This is a genomic window from Achromobacter sp. 46006 (assembly GCF_059761975.1).
The window spans coordinates 19,089-41,417 of the sequence record NZ_JCBANN010000038.1; the positions used below are offsets into that span (position 1 = coordinate 19,089).

Consider the following 22,329-nt stretch of genomic DNA (forward strand, 5'->3'; position numbering starts at 1 on the left):
ATAGCCCTATCGCCCGCCGTGCCTTGATTGACAGCGCCGGAATGCGCCCGCATCCAGACCCAGGCCACATGGGGAGGCAAGCGACGGAAGCGCGCTGCACAGGCCAATCAGGGGTGCCGGGCCATGCTTCCGAAGCACACCGGCCCCGGCGCCTTTGCCCCCTATTTCCGATCCCAGCCGAAAAACGCGGACACCTCGCCCAGCAACGCGTCGGGGGTTTCTTCGGCCAGGTAGTGGGCGCCGGGCAAGGGCCTGCCGTCGACCTCATCGGCCACTGCCCGCCACAACCCCAGCACATCGAAATTGCGCCCCACCGCGCCGCGCTCGCCCCACAGCACGCGCAGCGGCATGCGCAGGCGTTCGCCGGCCGCGCGGCCCTGGCGGTCGTGCTCCAGATCCAGCGTGGCGGAGGCGCGGTAGTCCTCGCAGATACCCGTGGCCCAGCCCGGCAGGCGCGCCGTGCGTTCGTATTCGGCCATCGCCTCGTCGGAGAAATGCGCCAGCCCGCCGGGCCGGCCGCCCATCACCGAACGCAGGTAAAACACCGGGTCGCGTTCGATCATGGCCTCCGGCATGGGCGCGGGCTGGATCAGCCAGAACCAGTGGTAATAGGCTTGGGCAAAGGCACGCGTGGTGTTTTCGTACATGTCCAGCGTGGGCGCGATGTCCAGCAGCATCATGCGCCCGACCGCGTCGGCATGGTCCAGGCCCAGCCGGTGCGCGACGCGCGCGCCGCGATCATGGGCCAGGATGTCGAAGCGTTCATGCCCCAGGGCGCGCATCAGCGCCACCATGTCGGCGGCCATGGCGCGCTTGGAATGCGCCGCGTGGTCCGGCGTGGCGCCCGGCTTGTCGCTGTCGCCATAGCCGCGCAGGTCGGCCGCCACGCAGGTATGACGGCGCGTCAGCTCCGGCCAGACCCGGTGCCAGATGGCGTGGGTCTGCGGGTGGCCATGCAGCAGCAGCAGGGGCGGGCCCGAGCCGCCGATGCGGGCGGCGATGTGGATGCCGTTGACCTCGTGGCGGCGCACGGGAAGATCGAAGAAAGCGGTCATTGCGGTCTGTGCCTCTCAGTCTGGGGCGTTCACTGGCCGAGCCGGTCGCGCACGCGGCGCGCCACGTCTTTCATCCAGGGATGCCGGGTCCAGTGGACAGTCTCGAAGTGTTCCACATCCGGCAATTGTTGCAGCGAGGCGCCGACCAGATCCTGTCCCTGCGCGATCATGCGGCGATGGCGCGCCGGCAGGTCGAAGCGCGCGGTCCAGCCGTCGGCGGCCCGCAGCGTGCCGGCCATTGCATCGATCTCGACGGGATTGCCTGCCCTGTTGGATATCCGCGCCAGCAAGGCGTCGACCTCGGCAGGCGGCAGGCTCACGAGCAACAGGCCGTTGTTGAGGGCATTGAAGTAGAAAATCTCGCCAAAGCTGGCAGCCACGACGACGCGGATGCCGAACTGCATCAGGCCCCAGACCGCGTGCTCGCGGCTGGAGCCGCAGCCGAAATTGGGCCCGGCCACCAGCACCGAGGCGCCGGCGTAGGCGGGCTGGTTCAGCACGCAGTCGGGTCGCGGCGCGCCGTCGGCGTCAAAGCGCAGGTCATAAAGCAGGCCACGGTCCAGGCCGGCCTTGTCGATGATGCGCAGGAACTGCTTGGGCATGATCTGGTCCGTGTCCAGATTGGAATACGGCAGGGGCGCGGCCACGCCGCGGATGACCTGGTTCATGGCGCTTGCTCCAGGCCGCGCACGTCGACAATGCGGCCGGCCAGCGCGGCGGCCGCGGCCATGGCGGGACTCATCAGGTGGGTGCGGCCGGCACGCCCCTGGCGGCCTTCGAAGTTGCGGTTGGTGGTGGAAGCGCAACGCTCGCCAGGACTCAGCACATCATCGTTCATCGCCAGGCACATGGAACAGCCGGGCTGACGCCATTCGAAACCGGCGTCGATCAACGTGGCCGCAATGCCCTCGGCCTCGGCCTGCGCGCGCACGGCGCCCGAGCCCGGCACCACCATCGCGCGCACACCGCCGGCCACCTTGCGGCCGCGCACCAGGTCCGCAACCACACGCAAGTCTTCGAGGCGGCCGTTGGTGCACGAGCCGATGAAGACCCGGTCGACAGGCACGCCGGCGATCGGCGCGCCCGGTTGCAGACCAATGTATTCCACCGCCTTCTCGAGCGCCAGGCGCGCCAGGGCATCGGACTCGGCGTGAGGATCGGGCACGGTGCCGGTGACCGGCATGGCCTGGTCGGGGCTGGTGCCCCAGGTCACGAAGGGCGCGATGTGCGCGGCATCGAAGACATGCCCGGCGTCGAACACCGCATCGGAGTCCGAATGCAGGGTCGCCCAATAGGCCCGCGCCTGCGCCAGTTCCGCGGTGTCCAGGTGCCGGGCATGGGCGGCGACATAGGCGTCGGTGGTGGCGTCGGGCGCGATCAGCGCGGCGCGAGCGCCGGCTTCCACCGTCATGTTGCACAGGGTCATGCGGGCTTCGGCCGACAGGCCGTCGATGGCGCTGCCGCAGTATTCGACCGCATGGCCGCGCGCGCCCTGCGCGCCGATGCGGTGCACCACGTAGATCACAAGGTCCTTGGCCGACACGCCCGCCGGCAACCGGCCGTCGATGCGGATGCGCATGTTGCGCGCCACGCGGTAGACCAGCGTCTGGGTCGCCAGAATGTGCTCGACTTCCGAGGTGCCGACGCCAAAGCCCAGCGCGCCCAGCGCGCCGTAGGTCGTGGTATGGCTGTCGCCGCACAGCACCACCATGCCCGGCAAAACCATGCCGAGCTCGGGCGCGATCACGTGCTCGATGCCTTGCAGCGGATCGGTGGTGTCGAACAGCGCAATGCCCTGCTCGCCGCAATTGCGCTTGAGGTTGCGCGCCTGACGCGACGAGGCCTCGTCGGGAATCACGCGCAGCGCGGCCGGCACCGGATGGGTGGGGATGATGTGATCCACCACCGCCATCTGCTGGCCCGGCCGCAACACCTGGCGGCCGCGCGCGGCCAGGCCGCTGAAAGCCTGCGGGCTGGTGTATTCGTTCATGATGTGCAGATCCACGTACAGCAGGATGTGCTCGTCGTCGATGCGGGCCACGGTATGGCTCGCCACCAGTTTGTCATATAGCGTCATGCCGGGCATGTCGATGCTTCCTTGCGATAAAAGACGCGCGCCCACACGGGCGCGGCGGATCCCTGGACCTCAGTTGGCCTCGATGCCTGCGTCCTTGACGACACCGGCCCAGCGCGTCATCTCGGCCTTGACCATGGCATCGGTCCGGGTCGGCGTGGAGATGAGCGGATCGAAACCCTCGCGGCGCATGCGCGCGGACAATTCGGGCGATTGCAGCGCCTGCGCCAACTTGGCGTTGAGGCTGTCCACCACAGCCTGCGGGGTGCCGGAAGGCGCGCTGACGACGAACCAGGTGGTGAAGGCATAGCCCGGCAGGCCCGACTCGGCAATGGTGGGCACGTCCGGCAACAACGGCGAACGCGTGGTGCCGGTCACGCCCAGCGCCTTGAGCTTTTTGCCGTCCACCTGCGGCTTGGCCGCCGACAGCACCGGGAAGCTCATCTGCACCTGGCCGCTGATGGTGTCGACCATGGCCGGACCGCCGCCTTTGTAGGGCACATGCAGGATCTGCGTGCCCGAAACCGACTTGAACAGTTCGGCGGCCATATGAAAGGTGCTGCCGGTACCGGCGGAGCCGAAACTCAGTTCGTTGGCGGGGCGGGCGCGGATATAGGCAAGCAGTTCCTTGACGTTGTTCACCGGCAGCGATGGCGACACGGTCAGCACGTGCTGCGAAGTGCCCACCGTGCCGACCGAGCGCAGGTCGCGCGCGGTGTCGAACGGCATATTTCGGAACAGCGCCGGGTTGATCGCCAGCGACATGGTGTTGATGGCCAGCGTATAGCCGTTGGGCTCGGCGCGGGCCACGGCGGCCATGCCGATGTTTCCGGACGCGCCGGCGCGATTCTCCACGATCACGCTCTGGCCCAGTGCCTTGCCCCAGGCGTCGGAAATCAGGCGGGCGGCGATATCGACACTGCCGCCGGGTGCGAAGGGCACGATCAGCGTGATCGGGCGCTGCGGGAAGGCCTCGGCGGCCGTGGCCGGCGCCATCCAGCAGGATGCGGCGGCGGCCAGCGCGCAGAGGCTGCGCAGCAGGTGCGGGCTTTTCATGGGTGGGGTCTCCTTGTAGATGGCCGCGTCGGGCGGCTCTGGTATCGGCGAACCCAGTGTATAAGCCGTGTAGATTCTTATAATGGGTGAATTCTATAAATCTTTATTAAATATGATTTATAAATAACGCCATGGATGCCCTTTCCGATCTGGCCTTCTTTTCGCTGCTGGTCAAGCACGGCAACCTGTCCGCGGCGGCGCGCGAACTCGGCCTGACGCCGCCGGCGGTCAGCACGCGGCTGGCCAAGCTGGAGCAGCGCCTGGGCGTGCGGCTGCTCAATCGCAGCACCCGGCGCGTCAGCGTCACGCAGGAAGGCGAGCTGTATCTGGCCGAAGGCAGCCGCATCCTGGCCGACCTGCAAGCGCTGGAACGCTCGGTGTCCAGCAGCCGCGCCCAGCCCCAAGGGCTGCTGCGCCTGAACGCGACCTTCGGTTTCGGCCGCGCCCATGTGGCGCCGGCGGTCTCGGATTTCGCGCGGCAGTATCCGGAAGTCGAGGTGCAATTGCGCCTGACCGACAGGCCCCTGAACCTGATCGAGGAGGGGTTCGACGTTGCGGTGCGCTTTGGCGATCTGCCCGACGCGCGCCTGACCGCGCGCAAGATCGCGTCCAACCGGCGCCTGCTGTGCGCGTCGCCGCGCTACCTGGATATCTACGGCGAACCGCGCGCCCCGGGTGAATTGCAGCGCCATCGCTGCATCGTGGTGCGCGAGAACGACGTCGCGTATGGCACCTGGCGGCTCGAATCCGGCGCCCGCGCCGAAACCGTGAAGGTGCGCGGGCCGGTCAGCTCCAATGACGGCCAGAGCGCGCTGGAATGGGCGCTGGACGGCCACGGCATCGTCATGCGTTCGGAATGGGAAACCGCCGCCCTGCTGCGCGCCGGCCGCTTGCGCCAGGTACTGCCCGAATGGGCGACGCCGCCGGCCGACATCCACGTGCTATACCCGGAACGCCTGAACCTGCCGGCCAAGACGGTGGCGTTCGTCGACTTCGTGGCGCAACGCTTCGCCCGCCATCTGCGCGCGCCGGGCTCGCAGGCCGCGGTCTGGTGAAACCGCGGCCGGACGGCGTTCAGATCTCGTCGATGGCGGTGCTGGCGGGCGCGTCGCCAATGGCGTAGCGATCGCGGGTGGTGACGTAGAAACTGGCGCCGAACCGACCCACCGGGAAATAGTCCTGCAGCCGCACACGCCAGGTTTCGGTATCGATCAGGCCGTCGCGCGCATGCAGCCAGCGCACCTGGCCGATGAAGATCTGGCGGCTGGCGGTTTCCAGCGTCTCGAACAGCGTGCATTCGAACGCCACCGGCGCCTGCGCGATGCGTGGCGGCGCGACCCGATGGCTGGGCGCGGCGTCGAGGCCGGCGTGCGCCAACTCGCTGACGTCGGCCGGCAGGCGATCGCCGCAGCGGTGCATTTTCTCGGCCATGGCCTCGTCGGTCAGGTGCACCACGAATTCGCGGTCGCGCGCGATGTTGCGCGCCGTGTCCTTCAGATTGCCGTCGTCCAGGCGGTTGATGCTGACCATGACGATGGGCGGGTCCTCGCCCAGCATGTTGAACATGCTGAAGGGCGCGGCGTTGACCACGCCGGTCTCGGACAGCGTGGTGATCAGCGCGATGGGGCGTGGCACGATCAGGCTCGCCATGAGCTTGTAGCGCTGGTATTCGGTGATTGAATCGAAGTCGATGTCCATGTCAGGCCAGTCCCAGCATCTGGGCAAGGGTTTGGGCGGGCTGCGGGCGTTCCAGGCTGATGCGCCGCTCCAGGTCCGCGAGATGGTTGTCGTTGATCTTCACGGCCTCGGCCACCTGTCCGCGCTCCATCAGGTCGACGATCTGCACGTGCTCGCCATGCTCGCAGGCGGCGTTGCCGGGCGGTTCGTACAGCGCCACGATCAGCGAGCAGCGCGACACCAGCTCGGCCAGGTAGCCATGCAGGATGCCATTGCCGGACAGCTCGCCCAGGCGCACGTGAAACGCGCTGGCCTGGCGCGCCCAGGCCGGTTGGCCGGCGCGATGCAGCAAGGCATGTTCGTCGCGCAGTTGCTTGCGCAGCGAGGCGTAGTCGGCCTTGGTGGCGCGGGCCGCGGCCAGCGGCAACAGGGCCGCCTCCAGGGCCCGCCGCGCCTGGAAGATCTGGCGGGTGTCCTCGGGAGTGGGCTCGGCGACCACCGCGCCGCGATTGTGGTGCAGATCCACCACGTGCTCGTGCGCCAGCCGCTGCAGGGCCTTGCGCGCGACCGAGCGCGATACCCCGAAGATTTCGCACAGGGCCGCCTCAGGCAGCTTGGTGCCGGGCGTAAGCCGCTGGCTCATGACGCTTTCGTAGACCGCTTCGCAGATGCGGCGTTCCATATCGGCATCGGGCGCCGTGTCATCCGCGTCGTCGGGCGCGGCAACGGCAATGGCGCGGCGACGCGCGGGGACGGCTTTGGCGCTGGGTTGGGCGGGGCGGCGGCTGGACATGGCGGAACTCGGTGGCAGCGTGGAAAAAAGGCGGCATTCAAGGGACCAGCGCCGGTGCCAGGGCATCGACATGGCGGCAGATCTCGCCCGGGGTGGCGAACCAGATCTCGCCACGGTCGCGCGCGGCCGCCAGCGGCGCCAGCGCCCGGCGCAGGTGCCGCAGGCGGTAGGGCTGGCCGACGATATACGGATGCAGCGCGATGCCCATCACCAGCGGCTGGCGCCGCGCCTGCATCCGCATTTCCTCGAACTGGTCGAGAATCATATCGGCAAAGTCGCGCGCGTCCATCTTGCGGCCCATGATCATGGGGATGTCATTCAACTCCTGCGGATACGGAATCGCCCACAGGTCGCCGCACCGGGTGCGCATGCGCGTGGGCTGGTCGTCATGGCACCAGTTCAGCGTATAGCGATATCCGGTTTCCGCCAGCAGATCGGGGGTGGCGCGGCTTTCCGAAATCCAGGGCGACAGCCAACCGGCGGGCGCCTGGCCGGCATGGCGGCAGATGCGGTCGCGACAGTGTTGCAGCAGCGCGCGTTCCTCGGCTTCTGCCAACCCACCCTGGCGATGCGCATTGCTGTACCCATGGCCGATCAACTCATCGCCGCGCGCCAGGCAGGCATCGACCAGCTCGGGGCAATGGTCGTACAGCGCGGTATTGATCAACGCGGCGGCCGGCAGCGCCAAGGCGTCGAACAGCTCCAGGCAGCGCCAGGCGCCGACCCGGTTGCCATACTCGCGCCAGGCGTAATTGAGCACGTCGGGGTGCGGCGACGCGGGCCCCAGCTCCGCGCCCAACCCTTCGCCAAACGCGAAATGCTCGATGTTGAACCCCAGGTAGACGGCCAGGCGCGCTCCGTTCGGCCATAGGTAGTCAGGGCGGCCCGAAATAGGCTGGTAGGCAAAACGGTCGTGGCCGGCCAGCGGCGCCGGCGACCAGGGCGCGGCACGCCCCGCATTAGTGCTTTGAAGCTGGGATGGATTCATTTTGGTGCAAATCCTGATGCATGATTGTGAACAAAAATCTTGGTTTTTGAGAACAAAATTAGCCTATCAACGTCGACAAACCGCCGGATTCCCCCTACGGTGAGCCTCCCTGGCGCGGGTGGCATGGATCTTGCATCGGGAACGGCAGCAGCACTTGACCCATGCAAGATCCATTCCACTTTTCCAGGAGTGCCCCATGCGCCCGACCCGCCGTTCCTTCATGCTCCGCGCCACCGCCGCCGCCCTGTTCGCGGCCGGCCTGGCCGCGCAACCCGCGCTGGCCGCCGACCCCATCAAGATCGGCCTGATCACCGCCCTGTCGGGTGAATCGGCACGCGCCGGCGAGGCCTTGACGCGCGGCATGAGCATCGCCATCGACGAGATCAACGCCAAGGGCGGCCTGCTCGGCGGCCGCCAGATCGTGCTGGTGCGCCGCGATGACGAAGGCAACCCGGCCAAGGGCATGGCCGCAGCGCGCGAGCTGATCTACAAGGAAAAGGTGGCGGTGCTGTTCGGTGGCCTGGACACGCCGGTGTCGATGGCGATCGTGCCCATCGTCAACCAGGAGAAGGTGCCGTTCATGGGCCCCTGGGCCGCGGGCACCGCGATCACCCACAACAAGGGCAACCCCAATTTCGTGTTCCGCGTCTCGGCGATGGACGAGATCGTCGACAGCGCCATGGTGCAGTACGCCCGCAAGACCTTCCAGAGCGCCAAGCCCGGCATGATCCTGGTGAACAACCCTTGGGGGGAATCGAACGAGAAGGGCCTGGCCGCGGCGCTGGCGACCGCCGGGATGACCCCGGCCGGCGTCGAGAAATTCCAGCCGAACGACCTGGACGTGACGCCGCAACTGAGCCGCCTGAAGGCGGCCGGCGCCGATACGCTGTTCATGGTGGGCAACGTGGGGCCATCGGCGCAGGTGGTGAAGTCGCTGGACCGCATGGGCTGGAAAGTGCCGGTGGTGTCGCATTGGGGACCCGCCGGCGGCCGCTTCACCGAACTGGCCGGCCCCAATGCCAGGAATGTGCATTTCGTGCAGACCTACAGCTTCTTCGGCAAGCTTGGCCCGGTGGGCGAAAAGGTGATGCAGGCGCTCAAGACGAAGTACTCCGATATCAAGGGACCGCAGGACATCACCCCGGCCGTGGGCGTGGCGAACGCCTATGACGGCATGCAGTTGGCGGCGCTGGCCATCGCGCAGGCCGGCTCGACCGACGGCGACGCGGTGCGCCAGGGCTTCTACAAGATCGGCAAGTACGAGGGTCTGATCAAGACCTATGAACAGCCCTTCACGCCGGCCTCGCACGATGCCCTGCGCGAAGATGACTACGTATGGACCCACTTCGTCGACAACCGCATCCTGCCCGTCAAGGGCGTGCAGCAGTAGCCGGACGGGAGAGACGCATGCTGTGGATGTCCGCCATCGTCAGCGGCCTGGGCCTGGGTAGCATGTACGGGTTGATGGCTCTGGGCTTCTATCTGACCTACGCCGTGTCCGGCACGGTCAACTTCGCCCAGGGCAGTTCCATGATGCTGGGCGCGGTGCTGACCTATACCTTCGCACAGACGCTGGGCTGGCCATTGCTGGCGGCGCTGCCACCGGCGATGGCGCTGTGCGCCCTTTATGGCCTGGTGGTCGAGCGGCTGGCGGTGCGCCCGTTCGCCAGCCGCGGCTCGAACGCCTGGCTGATGTCGACGGTGGCGCTGGGCATCGTGCTGGACAACGTGGTGATGTTCACGTTCGGCAAGGAGCCCCGCAGCCTGCCTTCGCCCCTGGCGCAGGCGCCGGTGGAAATCGGCGGGCTGGGCCTGGGCATCTATCCGTTGCAGTTGCTGATTCCGCTGGTGGGGTTGGCGCTGGCCGCGGCGCTGCACGCGCTATCGCGCCGCACCCGCTGGGGCGTGGCGCTGCTGGCGGTGGTGCAGAACCCGAACGCGGCGCGCCTGATGGGCATTCCGGTGCGGCGCGCCATCATGGCGGCCTTTGCCGTCTCGACCCTGTTCGCGGGCGTGGCCGGCGCGCTGGTCGCGCCCCTGTTCAACGTGCAGGCGGACATGGGCACGCTGTTCGGACTGAAGGCCTTCGTGGTCGCCATCCTGGGCGGCATCACCAGCGCCTGGGGCGTAATGATCGCGGGCCTGCTGTTCGGCGTGGCCGAAGCATTGATCACGGTCGCGCTGGGCTCCGGCTACACCCAGATCATCAGCTTCGCGCTGGTCATCGCCATCCTGGCCATGCGCCCAAATGGATTGTTCGGCCGCGCCGCGGTGAGGAAAGTCTGATGCAGAAGCGAAATGCGGCCTGGCGGCCGGCCGTGGCCGCCTATGCCCTGCTGGCCATCGCCAGCCTGGCACTGGCGGCCACGGTGAACGGGTACTACGTTTTCGTGCTGGGCAATGTGGCGCTGCTGGCGCTGGCCGGCATCGGCCTGAACGTGCTGCTGGGGCTGACCGGGCAGATGTCTTTCGGCCACGCCGCTTTCTACGCCATCGGCGCGTACACGGTGGCGATCCTGACCGGCCAGGCCGGCTGGAGCTTCTGGCTGGCGTGGCCGGCCGCGGCACTGGTGGCGGGCGCGTTTGGATTGCTGCTGGCGGTTCCCGCGCTGCGGGTACAGGGGCCTTACCTGGCGATGATCACCATCGCTTTCGGCTTCATCGTGGAACACGCCCTGATCGAAGGAGGCGAAATCAGCGGCGGGCAGAATGGCTTGATGGGCATCGCGCAGCCGGCCCTCGGCGCCTTGGGCGGCGATCGCGGCGTGGCGATGCTGGCAATCTTGGCGGTATTCGCGGCCCTGGGCGGCTATGCGCTGCTGGCGCGCGGCACCTGGGGCGCGGCGATGCGCGCGGTCAAGGACAGCGAGACCGCCAGCGAATCCATCGGCATCAATCCATTGCTGGTGAAGGCCATGGCATTCATGGTGTCGGCGGCGGTGGTGGGGCTGGCGGGCGGCCTGTACGCGTCGCAGGCCGGTATGATCACGCCGCATAACTTCAATTTCATGCAGTCGATCCTGTTCGTGCTGGCCGTGACGATCGGCGGCGCGGGCTCGCTGGCCGGGCCGCTGCTGGGCGCGGTGGTGGTCGGCCTGCTGCCCGAAATGCTGTCGAGCCTGGAGGAATACCGCCTGCTGTTCTTCGGCGCCTTTCTGCTGGTCGTGCTGTGGGCCGCGCCCGATGGCGCCGCCGGCCTGCTGGCGCGCTGGCAGCGGCGCCGCGCGACTCCAAGGCTGACGCCGAGCCAGGGCACGCTGGCGGCCTCGGGCCGGACTCGCCGCGCCCTGCGCGCCGAGGCACTGACGATGACTTTCGGCGGCGTGCGCGCGGTGCAAGGCGTGTCCTTCCAGGTCGCGCCGGCCGCCGTTACTGCGCTGATCGGCCCCAACGGCGCGGGCAAATCCACGGTCATCAATATGCTGAGCGGCTATTACCAGCCGACCGACGGCCGGGTTGTATTGGGGACCGCGCCCCTGGCGCGCCTGCCCGCGTACCGCGTGGCGCGCGCGGGCATTGCCCGCACCTACCAGACATCGCAATTGTTCGACACCCTGAGCGTGGAAGACAACGTCGCGCTCGGCGCACTGCGCGGGCGGCTGGGCGGACTGCTGGCCGCGCGTCGCTATCTGTCGTCAGACGCCCGCGAGCGGGCCCGCGCACTGCTGGCCTTCTGCGGCTACGAAGGCGCACTGGACGCGCCCGCCGCCGATCTGGCGCACGTCGACCGGCGCCTGGTGGAGATCGCCCGCGCACTGGCTACCGATGCCGACATCCTGCTGATGGACGAGCCCGCCGCCGGCCTGTCGCGCGAAGACAAGACACGGCTGGCGGCGCTGCTGCGACGCATCGCCGAAGCCGGCGCCGGGATACTGCTGGTGGAGCACGACATGGCATTGGTGATGGGCGTATCCGACCACATCGTCGCCATCGACGCGGGACGCGAATTGGCACAGGGCGGTCCCGCCGACATCCAGCAATCGGATGCGGTGCGGCAAGCCTATCTGGGCGACGATGCGGCCCGGCAGGCGCCGGCGGCACGCGCCCGCCCCGCCACCGGTATCGCGCCGGAAGTGCTGGGCGTGGGCAACCTGACCACCGGCTACGGCGCCAATCCGGTATTGCATGGCATCGACCTGCAAGTGCGCCAGGGTGAAATGGTGGCGCTGCTGGGCGCCAACGGCGCCGGCAAGTCGACGTTGATGCGCACCCTGGCCGGCCTGCATCGTCCGGCGCAAGGCGGCATGCACCTGCAGGGGCAGGAATTGCAGGGCTTGAGCGCCGACCGCATCGTGGCGCGCGGCCTGGTTCTGGTACCCGAAGGACGCCAGGTATTCGCGGATCTGAGCGTGCTGGACAACATCCGATTGGGCGCTTTCCTGCACCCCGCGGACCGCGAAGCGCGGGTGCAGGAAATGCTGGCGCGCTTTCCGCGCCTGCGCGAGCGGCTGCACCAGCGCGCCGGCCTGCTGTCCGGTGGCGAACAGCAGATGCTGGCGATCGCCCGCGGATTGATGTCCAAGCCGGTGATCCTGCTGCTGGACGAACCGTCGCTGGGGCTGGCGCCGAAGGTCATCGACGAACTGTTCGAGGCGCTGGACCAGTTGCGGACCGAGTCGATGACGATCCTGCTGGTGGACCAGATGGCGGCGCTGGCCCTGTCACTGGCCGATCGCGCCTACGTACTCGAGTCCGGCCGCGTGGCCGCCCAGGGCCCTGCGCGCGAGATCGCCGCGAACGGCGCGCTGGCGCGCGCCTATCTGGGCGCCTAGTGAGGTCCGGCGGGCGCCGCGGGCGAGCGGCGGCTCACGCCGCCTCGGCGCCCAGCCGCGCGCCGGCGCGCACGATACCGCAACGCTTGTAGGCGCGCATCACCACGCTGACCTCACTTGCCAACACGCCATCGAGTTCGCCGAGCCGGCGCGTGACCACGTCCCACAGGTGCAGGCTGTCGCGGCACAGCACGTGCCAGAACAACTGAGAGGCGCCACTGGTGCCGAACAGACAGCGCGTGTTCGGGTCCAACGCCAAGTGGGCCGCCAACGCGTCGACCGCCTGCGGCCGCACCTGCACCGAGATCACCGCCTCGACGGGAAAGCCCACCAGGGCCGGCTCGACCTCCACACGAAAACTCAATGCGCGCCGCTCCACCAGATGCTGCAACAGGCGATGGGCGGTAGGCTCACTGACCTCGGCCTGCGCGGCCAATTCAGCCAGACTGGCACGCCCGTCGCGCATCAGGTGGGCAACGATGCGCTGCTCGGGCTCGGTCAACGCCACCGGCGGCTGTGCCAAAGCGGGTTCCGGCCCGGCAGGCAACGCGCCATCGGCCTGGATGCGCCATTGGCCGGCCCGGCGGAAAGGCCGCAGCACCAGCCGCGCCTCCACCTGCTCGACCCCCTCGATCGAGGGCAGTACCCGGGTCACCACGTCGGGCATGTCGGCCGCGTCCGCCAGGGTCAGTTCAGCCATCAGGTCGGCCCTGCCCGCCAGGGTCACCACCAGTTGCGTGGCACCGAGCCGCGCCAGCGCCTCGGCCGCCTCGGCCACCCGGCCCGAGCGGCAGCGCACCCAGGCGTGCAGCACCACGCCGCGTCCGGTGGCGAGCGGATCGGCCTCGGCGATGACGCGCAAGGCATCTGCATCCATCAAGCGTTTGATACGCCGGGCCACGGTGCGCTCGGCAATGCCCGTGGCCGCGCCCAGTTCGCGCCAGGAGGCGCGCGGGTCCGCCTGCAAGGCCATCAGGCAGGCCAGATCGGTGTCATCGAGCGACGGCGTTAGGGACTTACCCTTACTTGACGTGACCATATTCATTAATCTAACGTTCGAGAATTGATAAAAATACAAAAATTTCTGGTTTTTTTTGACCAAAAATAAATTCCGAGGCCCTTATGAGTACCCCTTCCGCAACCCTGCGCGCCGCGCAGGGGGCAAACGCCGCGCCCGTGTCGCGCGCCCGCACGATTCTGGCAGGTAGTGTAGGCAATGCGGTGGAATGGTTCGATTGGACCATCTATGCGTCATTCGCCATCTTCTTCTCCAAGCAGTTCTTCCCCGAGGGCAATGAAACCGCCGCGCTGCTGGCGACCTTCGGCATTTTCGCTGTCGGCTTCTTCATGCGCCCGGTCGGCGGCTGGGTGCTCGGCATCTTCTCCGACCGCTACGGCCGCAAGGCCGCGCTGGGCCTGACCATCCTGATGATGGCCGGCGGCTCGCTGATCATCGCCGTCACGCCGACCTACGCCACCATCGGCCTGGCCGCCCCGCTGCTGCTGACCGCGGCGCGCCTGCTGCAGGGCCTGTCGCTGGGCGGAGAGTATGCCTCGGCCACGACCTTCCTGGCGGAAATGGCGCCCCCCAACAAGCGCGGCTTCTATTCCAGCTTTGTCTTCTTCAGCGCCGCCGTGGGCATCCTGGCCGCGTCCGCCGTGGGCTGGCTGCTGACCTCCACCCTGACCAAGGCCGAAATGGCCGACTGGGGCTGGCGCATCCCGTTCTTCCTGGGCGCGCTGGGCGGCCTGGCCGGCATGTGGATCCGCCGAGCGATCCCGGAAACCGAGGCGTTCTCGCACGCCAAGAAGGCCGGCGTCGAAAAACAGCCGCTGCGCACCCTGCTGCGCGAGCACCCGCGCGAGGTTCTGCGCATCGTCGGCTTCTCGATCCTGACGACCTTCGCCTTCTACATCTTCGTGGCCTATGTGCCGACCTACGCCATCCGCCAGGTCAAGGCCGATCCGCAGGTCGCGTTCGCCGCCAACACTGTCGCGCTGATCGTCTTCATGCTGGTGCAGCCGGTGTTTGGCATGCTGTCCGACCGCATCGGCCGCAAGCCGCAACTGATCTTCTTCGCCGCCGGCTACCTGGTGTTCTTCTACCCGCTGATGACCACGCTGGGCCCGTCGTTCGGCTCGATCCTTGCCGTGGAGCTGTTCGGCCTGGTGCTGTACGCCATGTACACGTCGATCGCGCCGGCCATCATGTCGGAGCAATTCCCCACCAGCGTGCGCGCCGTCGGTATCGGCACCCCGTACAACCTGGTCGTGGCGCTGCTGGGCGGCACCACGCCCTACCTGCTGACCTGGCTGCAAAGCAAGGGCATGGAGCGCTGGTTCTTCTATTACGTGCTGGCCGGCGCCGTGATCACGCTGATCACCTTCATCCGCATGCCCGAGACCCGCGGCCAATCGCTGAAGTAAGACCCGCCCAGGCCCTGACGCCCCGCATCGACGCTTTCCGGTTCTGCCAGGACCGGAGAGCTTTTCCTTTTCGTGAGAGCCATGCCAGACCAAGATATCGCCCTGCATTTCCGAGAAGCCCGCGAACTCGCCCGCGCCATCCACGCGGGCGAGCTGAGTTCGCGCCAGGTCACCACCCATTTCCTGGACCGCATCGAGCGTGCGCCGGCCCTGGCCGCTTACAGTGAAGTCACCGCCGAACGCGCGCTGGCCCAGGCCGATGCCGCGGACCGCCTGCTGGCCGCCGGCATCTCGATGGGCCCCCTGCACGGCGTGCCGGTCGCAGTGAAAGACAGTGTGCAATGGGCCGGCACCACCGCCAGCGGCGGCTCGCAGACCCGCCGCGGCGTGGTCAGCGATGAAACCGCCACCGCCGTGCGCGGCCTGGCGGCGCAGGGCATGGTGATCCTGGGCAAGACCCGCATGACCGAATTCGCGTTCGGCCTGTCGGGCCAGAACCCGACCCAGGGCACCGCCCGCAATCCCTGGGACGCGGCCATCCCGCGCGCGCCCGGCGGCTCGTCCAGCGGCGCCGGTGTCGCGGTGGCCACGGGCCTGGCCCCGCTGGCGCTGGGCGGCGATACCGGCGGCTCGGTGCGCGCGCCCGCGGCGCTCAATGGCGTGGTCGGCTACAAGCCGTCCTCGGGCCTCATCAGCCGGGCCGGCTGCCTGCCGCTGTCCGAGACACTGGATGTGCTGGGCCCAATCGCCCGCAGCGTGGCCGATGCACGCTTGTTGACGCAGGTGCTGGCCGGTCCGGACATCGACGATGTCGCCACGCTGGACGTCTCCGCCGCCAGCATCGCCGCGCTGCGGCGTCCGGCCCCGCGCCGCGCAGGCGCCATCGCGGCGCTGGCGCCACAGGCCTGGCCCGCGGCATTGGCCGACGAGGGCCTGCGGATCTGGCACGAGGCGCAGGAACGACTGGACCAGGCCGGCGTCTCGCCCGCGACCTGGCATCCGCCGGCGTCGCTGTCGTTCGCGCGCATGGCGGACGACAACTCGCTGGTGCTGGCCTACGAGGCCTACCGCCATTTCGGCCACCTGGCCGAGGACCCGGCGCAGCCGCTATGGGAAGTCGTGCGCGCGCGCATCGCCGCCGGCGGTCGCATCGCGCCGGCCGACTACGCTGCCGCGCTGCAACGGCGGCAGACGGACATGGCCGCGTTCGCGGCCGCCATGCAAGGGGTCGATGCCTTGCTGATGCCGGCCTGCGACCAGGCCGCCCAGGCTTTGGACACTGCCGACGTGCGCCACGCGGGCCTGGGCAGGCTGTTGCGTCCCGCCAACTTCCTGGGCGCGGCGGCCATCGCGCTGCCGGCCGGGTTCGATGCCGACGGCATGCCGATGGCGGCGCAATTGCTGGCGCCCGCCGGCGCCGATGCCGCGCTATTGGACTGCGCCGCGGCGCTGGAACGCATCCTGGCGCCAGTCATGCGCACACCCGACCTCTCGGCCTGGAACCTCTGACCCGGCCGACGCCGTCCAAAAGAAAACGCCCCTGCATGCAGGGGCGTCTTGCCAAACGGGGAGGATCAGGCGGACTTCTTCAGGGCCTGGACCTTGTCCGTGGCTTCCCACGAGAATTCCGGCTCGGAACGGCCGAAGTGACCATACGCGGCGGTCTTGGTGTAGATCGGGCGCAGCAGGTCCAGCATGTTGACGATGCCCTTCGGACGCAGGTCGAAGTGCTCGCGCACCAGCTTGGCGATCTGGTCGTCGGGGATGACGCCGGTGCCTTCGGTGTAGACGGTGATGTTGATGGGCTCGGCCACGCCAATGGCGTAGCTGACCTGCACCTGGCACTGGCGCGCCAGGCCGGCGGCCACGATGTTCTTGGCCACGTAGCGGGCGGCGTAGGCGGCCGAACGGTCGACCTTGGAAGGATCCTTGCCCGAGAACGCGCCACCGCCGTGCGGGCAAGCGCCGCCGTAGGTGTCGACGATGATCTTGCGGCCGGTCAGGCCGCAATCGCCTTGCGGGCCGCCGATGACGAAGCGGCCGGTCGGGTTGACCAGGAACTTGGTCTTGGGCGTGATCAGGCCGTCAGGGAAGCTGGGCTTGATGATGTCTTCGATCACGGCCTCGCGGATGGTCTCCTGCGAGACTTCCGGCGCGTGCTGGGTGGACAGCACCACGGTGTCGACTTCGGCCGGGCGGCCGTCGACGTAGCGGAAAGTCACTTGCGACTTGGCGTCGGGACGCAGCCACGCCAGGCGGCCGTCCTTGCGCAGTTCGCTCTGGCGCTGCACCAGGCGGTGCGCGTACCAGATCGGAGCCGGCATCAGGTCGGGCGTTTCATCGCAGGCATAGCCGAACATCAGGCCTTGGTCGCCCGCGCCCTGGTTCAGGTAGTCTTCCGAGCTGCGGTCGACGCCCTGGGCGATGTCGGGCGACTGCTTGTCGTAGGCGACCAGCACCGCGCAACCCTTGTAGTCGATGCCGTACTCGGTGTTGTCGTAGCCGATGCGGCGGATCGTGTCGCGCGCGACCTGGATGTAGTCGACGTTGGCGGTGGTGGTGATTTCACCGGCCAGCACGACCAGGCCCGTGTTGCACAGGGTTTCAGCCGCCACGCGGGCGTTCGGGTCCTGGGTGAAGATGGCGTCCAGAATCGCGTCGGAAACCTGGTCGGCGACCTTGTCGGGGTGCCCTTCGGAAACGGACTCGGAGGTGAAGAGAAAGTCGTTGTTGGCCACAGATGCGTCCTTTGGTGTCCGGCATGGCCGGAGCATAGGTTCACGAGGCGCGTTGCACCCCGGAATGCGTGAGATACGCTGATCTGGGCGCGACGCTTTAGCGGATTTGGCAAGCGATGCATGACGCGTCGTGACCTTGCCGTCGCCCCGCAAGTTGTCGGTTAACTCGGCGACAGGGCGATTTTAAGCGAAAATGTCGGTCTTATGCTTGTGCCGGGGGTGGGGTCTTTCCCGCGAGCACCGGCATCACCATGCCCGATATCGCTCATTTGCCGCATGCTGCTCGTCCTATTTCGCCTATTCGCCTCCTTGCCCCTGCCCGTCGCGCACGCGCTCGGACGCCTGCTTGGCCGCGCCGCGTATGCGTTTCCGGGCAAGTACCGGCGCCGCCTGCAGGCCAATGCGGCGCAGGCGGGCTATCCCGAGCCGGCCTTTGCCCGGCGCGCGGCGGGCGAGGCCGGCGCCATGATCCTGGAAATGCCGCGGGTCTGGTTTCGCAATGAACAAAGCCTGGCCCAGGTCGTCTCGGACGACAACGCGGTGGTGGAGGCCGCCCGCGCCGAGAACCGCGGCATCCTGTTCCTGACCCCGCACCTGGGCTGTTTCGAGATCACCGCGCGCTACCTGGCTCGCCTGATGCCCATGACGGTGATGTTCCGCCCGCCGCGCAAGGACATCCTGGCGCCGCTGCTCGAAACCGCGCGCAACAGCTCGGCCGTCAATGCCGTGCCCGCCACCATGCAAGGCGTGCGGGAATTCGTGCGCGCCCTGCGGCGCGGCGAATCGGTCGGCATGCTGCCGGACCAGGCGCCGGGCGTCGGCGACGGCGTCTGGGCGCCATTTTTCGGACGCATGGCCTATACCATGACCCTGCCCGGCAAGCTCGCCACCCAGACCGGCGTGCCGATCATCCTGACCGCCGGCGAACGCCTGCCGGGCGGCCGCGGCTGGCGCATCCATTACGTGCGGGTGCCCGAGCCGCTGCCGGCCGACCCGCAGGCCCAGGCCGCGCTGCTCAATGCCGCCATGGAAACGCTGATCCGCCGCTGTCCGCAGCAGTATCTCTGGAGCTACAACCGCTACAAGACCCCGCGCGGCGCCCCGCCCGCGCCCGCCGAGGACACGGCCGCCGCGTCCCGCTGACGCCATTGCTCCCCCTCCGCCCTGGTCTCACGCCCCCCCTGAACCCGCCCATGAACGAATCGAAAACGCGCACGCTGGTCAACCTGCTGAAATGGTTCGGCCGCATGCGGCCTGCCACCCGGCTGCGCATCGGCGCCACCCTCGGCTGGCTGGCCATGCGCCTGGCCAAATCGCGCACCCGCATTGTGCGCCGCAATCTCGAGCTGTGCTTCCCGGACCAACCCGAGGAAGTGCGCGAACGCTGGGTGCGCGAGCATTTCCGGGCGCTGGCGCAATCCATCGTCGACCGGGGCGTGCTGTGGTACGGCACCCCCGAAGCCATCAAGGACCTGGTCACGCAGAGCGGCGCCGAACGCATCAACGACCTGACCGCCCAGGGCCGCGCGGTGATCCTGCTGGCGCCGCACTTCATCGGCCTGGACGCGGCCGCCACCCGGCTCACCATGGAAGTGCCGAGCGCCGCCACCATGTACACGCCGCAAAGCGATCCGCACATCGACGCCGTGGTGGCCGCTGGCCGCGCCCGCTTCAACGAGGTGTTCCTGGTCAGCCGCAAGGACGGCGTGCGCGAACTGATCCGCCACCTGCGCGCGCCGCGGCCGGTGTACTACCTGCCCGACATGGACTTCGGCCGCCAGGGCGCGGTGTTCGTGCCATTCTTCGGCATCCAGGCGGCGACGCTGCTGGCTACCGCCCAGTTGGCCAAGAAGTGGGACGCGGCGGTGCTGCCGATCCTGGACTTCTGGAATCCGGAAACCGGCCGTTACCACGCCGAGGTGCTGCCGCCGCTGGAAAACTTCCCCGGCGACGATTCCCTGGAGGAAGCCACGGCGCGCCTGAACCGCGAACTGGAGGCCTGGGTGCGCCGCTGCCCCAGCCAGTATTACTGGGTGCACCGCCGCTTCAAGACGCGCCCGCCGGGCGAACCCAAGATCTACTGAAGCGACGGCCGGCCTGGCGGGCCAAGACTGGCGGCGCCATCGCGGTGTCCCCGGCCAGAATGGGCGATAATCGTCCGATGAACTGGAACTTCACCAAAATGCATGGCGCGGGCAACGACTTTGTCGTCCTGGACGGGGTCCGCCAGGCCATCGACATGACGCCCGAGCGCGCCCGCGCCCTCGGCGATCGCCACTTCGGCATCGGCGCCGACCAGATCCTGCTGGTCGAACGCGCCACCCGGCCCGACGCCGACTTCCGCTATCGCATCTTCAATGCCGATGGCAGCGAAGTCGAACACTGCGGCAACGGCGCGCGCTGCTTCGTGCGCTTCGTGCACGAACAGGGCCTGTCCGACCGCAACCCGCTGCGCGCCGAGATCGCCACCGGCATCCTGGTGCTGGACGAAGGCGACGACGAGCAGGTCACGGTCGACATGGGCAGTACCCGCTTCGACCCGGTCGCCCTGCCCTTCGACACCGCCGGCCTGGCCGCGCGCAACCAAGGCAGCGACACCCTGTGGGAACTCGAACTCGACGTGCCCGCCGGCCTGCCGCGCACGGTGGCGCTGTCGGCCGTGGCCATCTCCAATCCGCACGCGGTGCAAGTGGTTGACAACGTCGATACCGCGCCCGTCGCCATCGTCGGCCCCCTGATCGAAACCCATCCGCGCTTTGCCCGCCGCGTCAACGCCGGCTTCATGCAGATCGTCGATCGCCACAATATCCGCCTGCGCGTGCACGAGCGCGGCGCCGGCGAAACGCTGGCCTGTGGCACCGGCGCCTGCGCCGCGGTGGCGGCGGGCATCCGCCGCGGCCTGCTCGACTCGCCGGTGCGCGTGCAGACGCGCGGCGGCGTGCTGACCATCGCCTGGGATGGCGAACAGCTACGCATGACCGGACCGGCCGAATCCGTTTTCACGGGCCAGGTCGATATCGACAAGCTCGTTTTTTCCATGGCGCTGAACCGCTGAACCCATGACCGATACCGCTTTCACCGCCCAGGACATCGCCACGTTCCTGCAGGAACACCCCGGCTTCTTCGACCAGCACGCGGACGTCTTCGCCACGCTGCAAGTGCCGCATCCGCATGGCTCGCGCGCCATCTCGCTGGGCGAGCGCCAGATCCTCACGCTGCGCGAACGCAACCGCGAACTCGAATGGCGCCTGAATGAACTGGTGCGCAACGCCACCGCCAACGAAACCATCGGCAGCCACATCTCCAAGTGGTGCTGCCGACTGCTGTCCGAACCGGACCCGCAGCTCGTGCCCGGCGAAATCGCGCTGGGCCTGGCCGAACAGTTCGAGATCAACCACGTGGCGCTGCGCCTGTGGAACCTGCCCGAGCTGCCCGAAACCGGCTACGGCGAACCCACCAGCCAGGACGTGCGCACCTTCACCGACAGCCTGAAGACACCGTATTGCGGCACCGACACCGGCTTCGAAGCCGCCGCCTGGCTGGATGCCAAGCCCAAGTCGCTGGCGCTGGTGCCGCTGCGCCTGCAAGCCGATGGCGCCAGCGTCGGCCTGCTGGTGCTGGGCTCGGACGATGCCGAACGCTTCACGCCCGACATGGGCACCGCGTTCCTCGAATCCATCGGCCAGTTGGCCTCGGCCGCGCTGCACCGGCTGAATCCGGCCGCGCCCAAGGCCTGATCGAACCATGAGCACGGGAGCCCCGGAACAGGCCACGCGGGACCCGGCGCCGGACACTCCCCTGCCCGACCCGATGGCCGCCTGGCTGCGCCATCTGGAAAGCAACCGCCGCTACTCTCCCCACACGCTGGACGGCTACCGACGCGAACTGCGCTTTCTGCACGAATTGGCCAGCCGCGTCCGACTGCCACTCGAGCAACTCGGCAATGGCCATATCCGCCAGTTCGTCGCGCGGCTGCACGCCCAGGGCCGCGGCCCGCGCAGCCTGGCGCGCACACTGGCGGCCTGGCGCGGCTTCTATCAATGGTGGGCGCCTGGCATCGGCCTGGCCGGCAATCCGGTGGCCGGCGTGCGCGCCCCGAAAGCGCCGCGCGGCCTGCCCAAGGCCCTGTCGGTGGAACAGACCCAGGCCCTGCTCGATCGCGCGCCGGCCCGGGTGGCGACCGAACCGGCCGCGCTGCGCGACCAGGCCATGTTCGAATTGCTGTATTCCAGCGGGCTGCGGCTGTCGGAACTGGTCGGGCTGGACCTGCGCTATACGCGCTCGCCCGACCATGAATCGCGTGGCTGGCTCAATCTGGACGAGGCCGAGGTCATCGTGCTGGGCAAGGGCGGCAAGCGCCGCTCGGTTCCGGTCGGCCAGGCCGCCGTGGCGGCGCTGCGCCGCTGGATCGCGGCGCGGCCGCAACTGGCGCCGCCATCGGCATCGCCCGACGATGCCGCGGCGCTGTTCCTGGGCATGCGCGGGCGGCGCATCTCGCCGCGCGTTGTGCAACTGCAGTTGGCGCATATTGGGCAAGCCGCCGGCCTGCCGACCCATGTGCATCCGCACGTGCTGCGCCACAGCTTCGCCAGCCATGTGCTGCAGTCGGCCCAGGACCTGCGCGCGGTGCAGGAAATGCTGGGCCACGCCAACATTTCCACTACCCAGATCTACACCCGGCTCGACTTCCAGCACCTGGCGCGCGCCTACGACCAGGCGCATCCGCGCGCTGGCCGCAAATCCTGAGAC

The 22,329-nt window shown here is 68.4% G+C and carries 20 protein-coding genes; 11 read left to right on the plus strand and 9 right to left on the minus strand.

Going from position 1 to position 22,329, the window contains the following annotated elements:
- Positions 1–161 precede the first annotated feature (161 nt).
- The 4 genes from AC6LKG_RS17730 to AC6LKG_RS17745 are packed head-to-tail and all read right to left on the minus strand — an operon-like array spanning position 162 to position 4,185.
- The gene (locus AC6LKG_RS17730) at positions 162–1,055 is read right to left on the minus strand and encodes an alpha/beta fold hydrolase (protein ID WP_498166341.1); all 894 of its coding nucleotides are present in this window, start codon (positions 1,053–1,055) and stop codon (positions 162–164) included.
- Between the two features lie 29 nt (positions 1,056–1,084).
- Entirely contained in the window at positions 1,085–1,723 is a 639-nt protein-coding gene (gene leuD, locus AC6LKG_RS17735) for a 3-isopropylmalate dehydratase small subunit (protein ID WP_498166343.1), read from the minus strand.
- The gene (gene leuC, locus AC6LKG_RS17740; RefSeq protein WP_498166344.1) at positions 1,720–3,141 is read right to left on the minus strand and encodes a 3-isopropylmalate dehydratase large subunit; all 1,422 of its coding nucleotides are present in this window, start codon (positions 3,139–3,141) and stop codon (positions 1,720–1,722) included. Before leuC ends, leuD begins: the two co-directional genes overlap by 4 nt.
- Positions 3,142–3,201: 60 nt before the next feature.
- Positions 3,202–4,185 (minus strand): tripartite tricarboxylate transporter substrate binding protein, encoded by a 984-nt coding sequence (locus AC6LKG_RS17745; RefSeq protein ID WP_498166346.1) that lies wholly within the window; start codon positions 4,183–4,185, stop codon positions 3,202–3,204.
- Positions 4,186–4,316: 131 nt separating this feature from the next.
- On the opposite strand from AC6LKG_RS17745, the gene AC6LKG_RS17750 reads away from it, so the two are divergent.
- A complete protein-coding gene (locus AC6LKG_RS17750) occupies positions 4,317–5,240 on the plus strand; it encodes a LysR family transcriptional regulator (protein ID WP_498166348.1) in 924 nt (307 codons plus the stop codon).
- Positions 5,241–5,259: 19 nt separating this feature from the next.
- Here the strand turns inward: AC6LKG_RS17750 and AC6LKG_RS17755 are convergent, their stop codons facing one another.
- The 3 genes from AC6LKG_RS17755 to AC6LKG_RS17765 are packed head-to-tail and all read right to left on the minus strand — an operon-like array spanning position 5,260 to position 7,643.
- The gene (locus tag AC6LKG_RS17755) at positions 5,260–5,883 is read right to left on the minus strand and encodes a flavin reductase family protein (RefSeq protein ID WP_498166350.1); all 624 of its coding nucleotides are present in this window, start codon (positions 5,881–5,883) and stop codon (positions 5,260–5,262) included.
- A 1-nt stretch (position 5,884) separates the two neighbouring features.
- Entirely contained in the window at positions 5,885–6,655 is a 771-nt protein-coding gene (locus AC6LKG_RS17760; RefSeq protein WP_498166352.1) for a GntR family transcriptional regulator, read from the minus strand.
- 37 nt (positions 6,656–6,692) lie between these two features.
- Positions 6,693–7,643 carry a polysaccharide deacetylase family protein gene (locus AC6LKG_RS17765; RefSeq protein ID WP_498166354.1) on the minus strand — a complete coding sequence of 317 codons (951 nt, stop codon included), beginning with the start codon at positions 7,641–7,643 and terminating at the stop codon, positions 6,693–6,695.
- Positions 7,644–7,839: 196 nt separating this feature from the next.
- Between AC6LKG_RS17765 and AC6LKG_RS17770 the strand changes: the two genes are divergently transcribed.
- Genes AC6LKG_RS17770 through AC6LKG_RS17780 form a run of 3 tightly spaced genes read left to right on the plus strand, consistent with a single transcriptional unit; the run spans position 7,840 to position 12,415 of the window.
- Complete coding sequence (locus AC6LKG_RS17770) at positions 7,840–9,033, plus strand: ABC transporter substrate-binding protein (RefSeq protein WP_498166356.1); 1,194 nt, start codon at positions 7,840–7,842, stop codon at positions 9,031–9,033.
- Positions 9,034–9,050: 17 nt separating this feature from the next.
- Positions 9,051–9,929, plus strand: coding sequence for a branched-chain amino acid ABC transporter permease (locus AC6LKG_RS17775; protein WP_498166358.1), 879 nt, complete (start codon positions 9,051–9,053; stop codon positions 9,927–9,929).
- Positions 9,929–12,415: a branched-chain amino acid ABC transporter ATP-binding protein/permease gene (locus tag AC6LKG_RS17780; RefSeq protein WP_498166360.1), complete on the plus strand. Its 2,487-nt coding sequence runs from the start codon at positions 9,929–9,931 to the stop codon at positions 12,413–12,415. Before AC6LKG_RS17775 ends, AC6LKG_RS17780 begins: the two co-directional genes overlap by 1 nt.
- Before the next feature lie 34 nt (positions 12,416–12,449).
- Here the strand turns inward: AC6LKG_RS17780 and AC6LKG_RS17785 are convergent, their stop codons facing one another.
- The gene (locus AC6LKG_RS17785; protein ID WP_498166362.1) at positions 12,450–13,460 is read right to left on the minus strand and encodes an Lrp/AsnC family transcriptional regulator; all 1,011 of its coding nucleotides are present in this window, start codon (positions 13,458–13,460) and stop codon (positions 12,450–12,452) included.
- 77 nt (positions 13,461–13,537) lie between these two features.
- Between AC6LKG_RS17785 and AC6LKG_RS17790 the strand changes: the two genes are divergently transcribed.
- Together AC6LKG_RS17790 and AC6LKG_RS17795 are read left to right on the plus strand one after the other, a co-directional pair.
- A complete protein-coding gene (locus tag AC6LKG_RS17790; protein WP_498166364.1) occupies positions 13,538–14,842 on the plus strand; it encodes an MFS transporter in 1,305 nt (434 codons plus the stop codon).
- Positions 14,843–14,923: 81 nt separating this feature from the next.
- A complete protein-coding gene (locus AC6LKG_RS17795) occupies positions 14,924–16,351 on the plus strand; it encodes an amidase (RefSeq protein ID WP_498166366.1) in 1,428 nt (475 codons plus the stop codon).
- Between the two features lie 65 nt (positions 16,352–16,416).
- Here AC6LKG_RS17795 and metK read toward each other — a convergent pair whose 3' ends face one another.
- Complete coding sequence (gene metK, locus AC6LKG_RS17800) at positions 16,417–17,580, minus strand: methionine adenosyltransferase (protein ID WP_498166367.1); 1,164 nt, start codon at positions 17,578–17,580, stop codon at positions 16,417–16,419.
- A 276-nt stretch (positions 17,581–17,856) separates the two neighbouring features.
- Here metK and AC6LKG_RS17805 point away from each other — a divergent pair, with 276 nt between their 5' ends.
- Genes AC6LKG_RS17805 through xerC form a run of 5 tightly spaced genes read left to right on the plus strand, consistent with a single transcriptional unit; the run spans position 17,857 to position 22,326 of the window.
- Positions 17,857–18,723: a lysophospholipid acyltransferase family protein gene (locus AC6LKG_RS17805; protein WP_498166368.1), complete on the plus strand. Its 867-nt coding sequence runs from the start codon at positions 17,857–17,859 to the stop codon at positions 18,721–18,723.
- 50 nt (positions 18,724–18,773) lie between these two features.
- On the plus strand, positions 18,774–19,664 hold the full coding sequence (locus AC6LKG_RS17810; RefSeq protein WP_498166370.1) for a lysophospholipid acyltransferase family protein: 891 nt from the start codon (positions 18,774–18,776) through the stop codon (positions 19,662–19,664).
- A gap of 59 nt (positions 19,665–19,723) precedes the next feature.
- Positions 19,724–20,635 carry a diaminopimelate epimerase gene (gene dapF, locus AC6LKG_RS17815; RefSeq protein ID WP_498166372.1) on the plus strand — a complete coding sequence of 304 codons (912 nt, stop codon included), beginning with the start codon at positions 19,724–19,726 and terminating at the stop codon, positions 20,633–20,635.
- Positions 20,636–20,639: 4 nt separating this feature from the next.
- Positions 20,640–21,317, plus strand: a complete 678-nt coding sequence (locus tag AC6LKG_RS17820) for a DUF484 family protein (RefSeq protein WP_498166374.1) — start codon at positions 20,640–20,642, stop codon at positions 21,315–21,317.
- A 7-nt stretch (positions 21,318–21,324) separates the two neighbouring features.
- A complete protein-coding gene (gene xerC / locus AC6LKG_RS17825) occupies positions 21,325–22,326 on the plus strand; it encodes a tyrosine recombinase XerC (RefSeq protein ID WP_498166376.1) in 1,002 nt (333 codons plus the stop codon).
- The last annotated feature ends 3 nt before the right edge of the window (positions 22,327–22,329 follow it).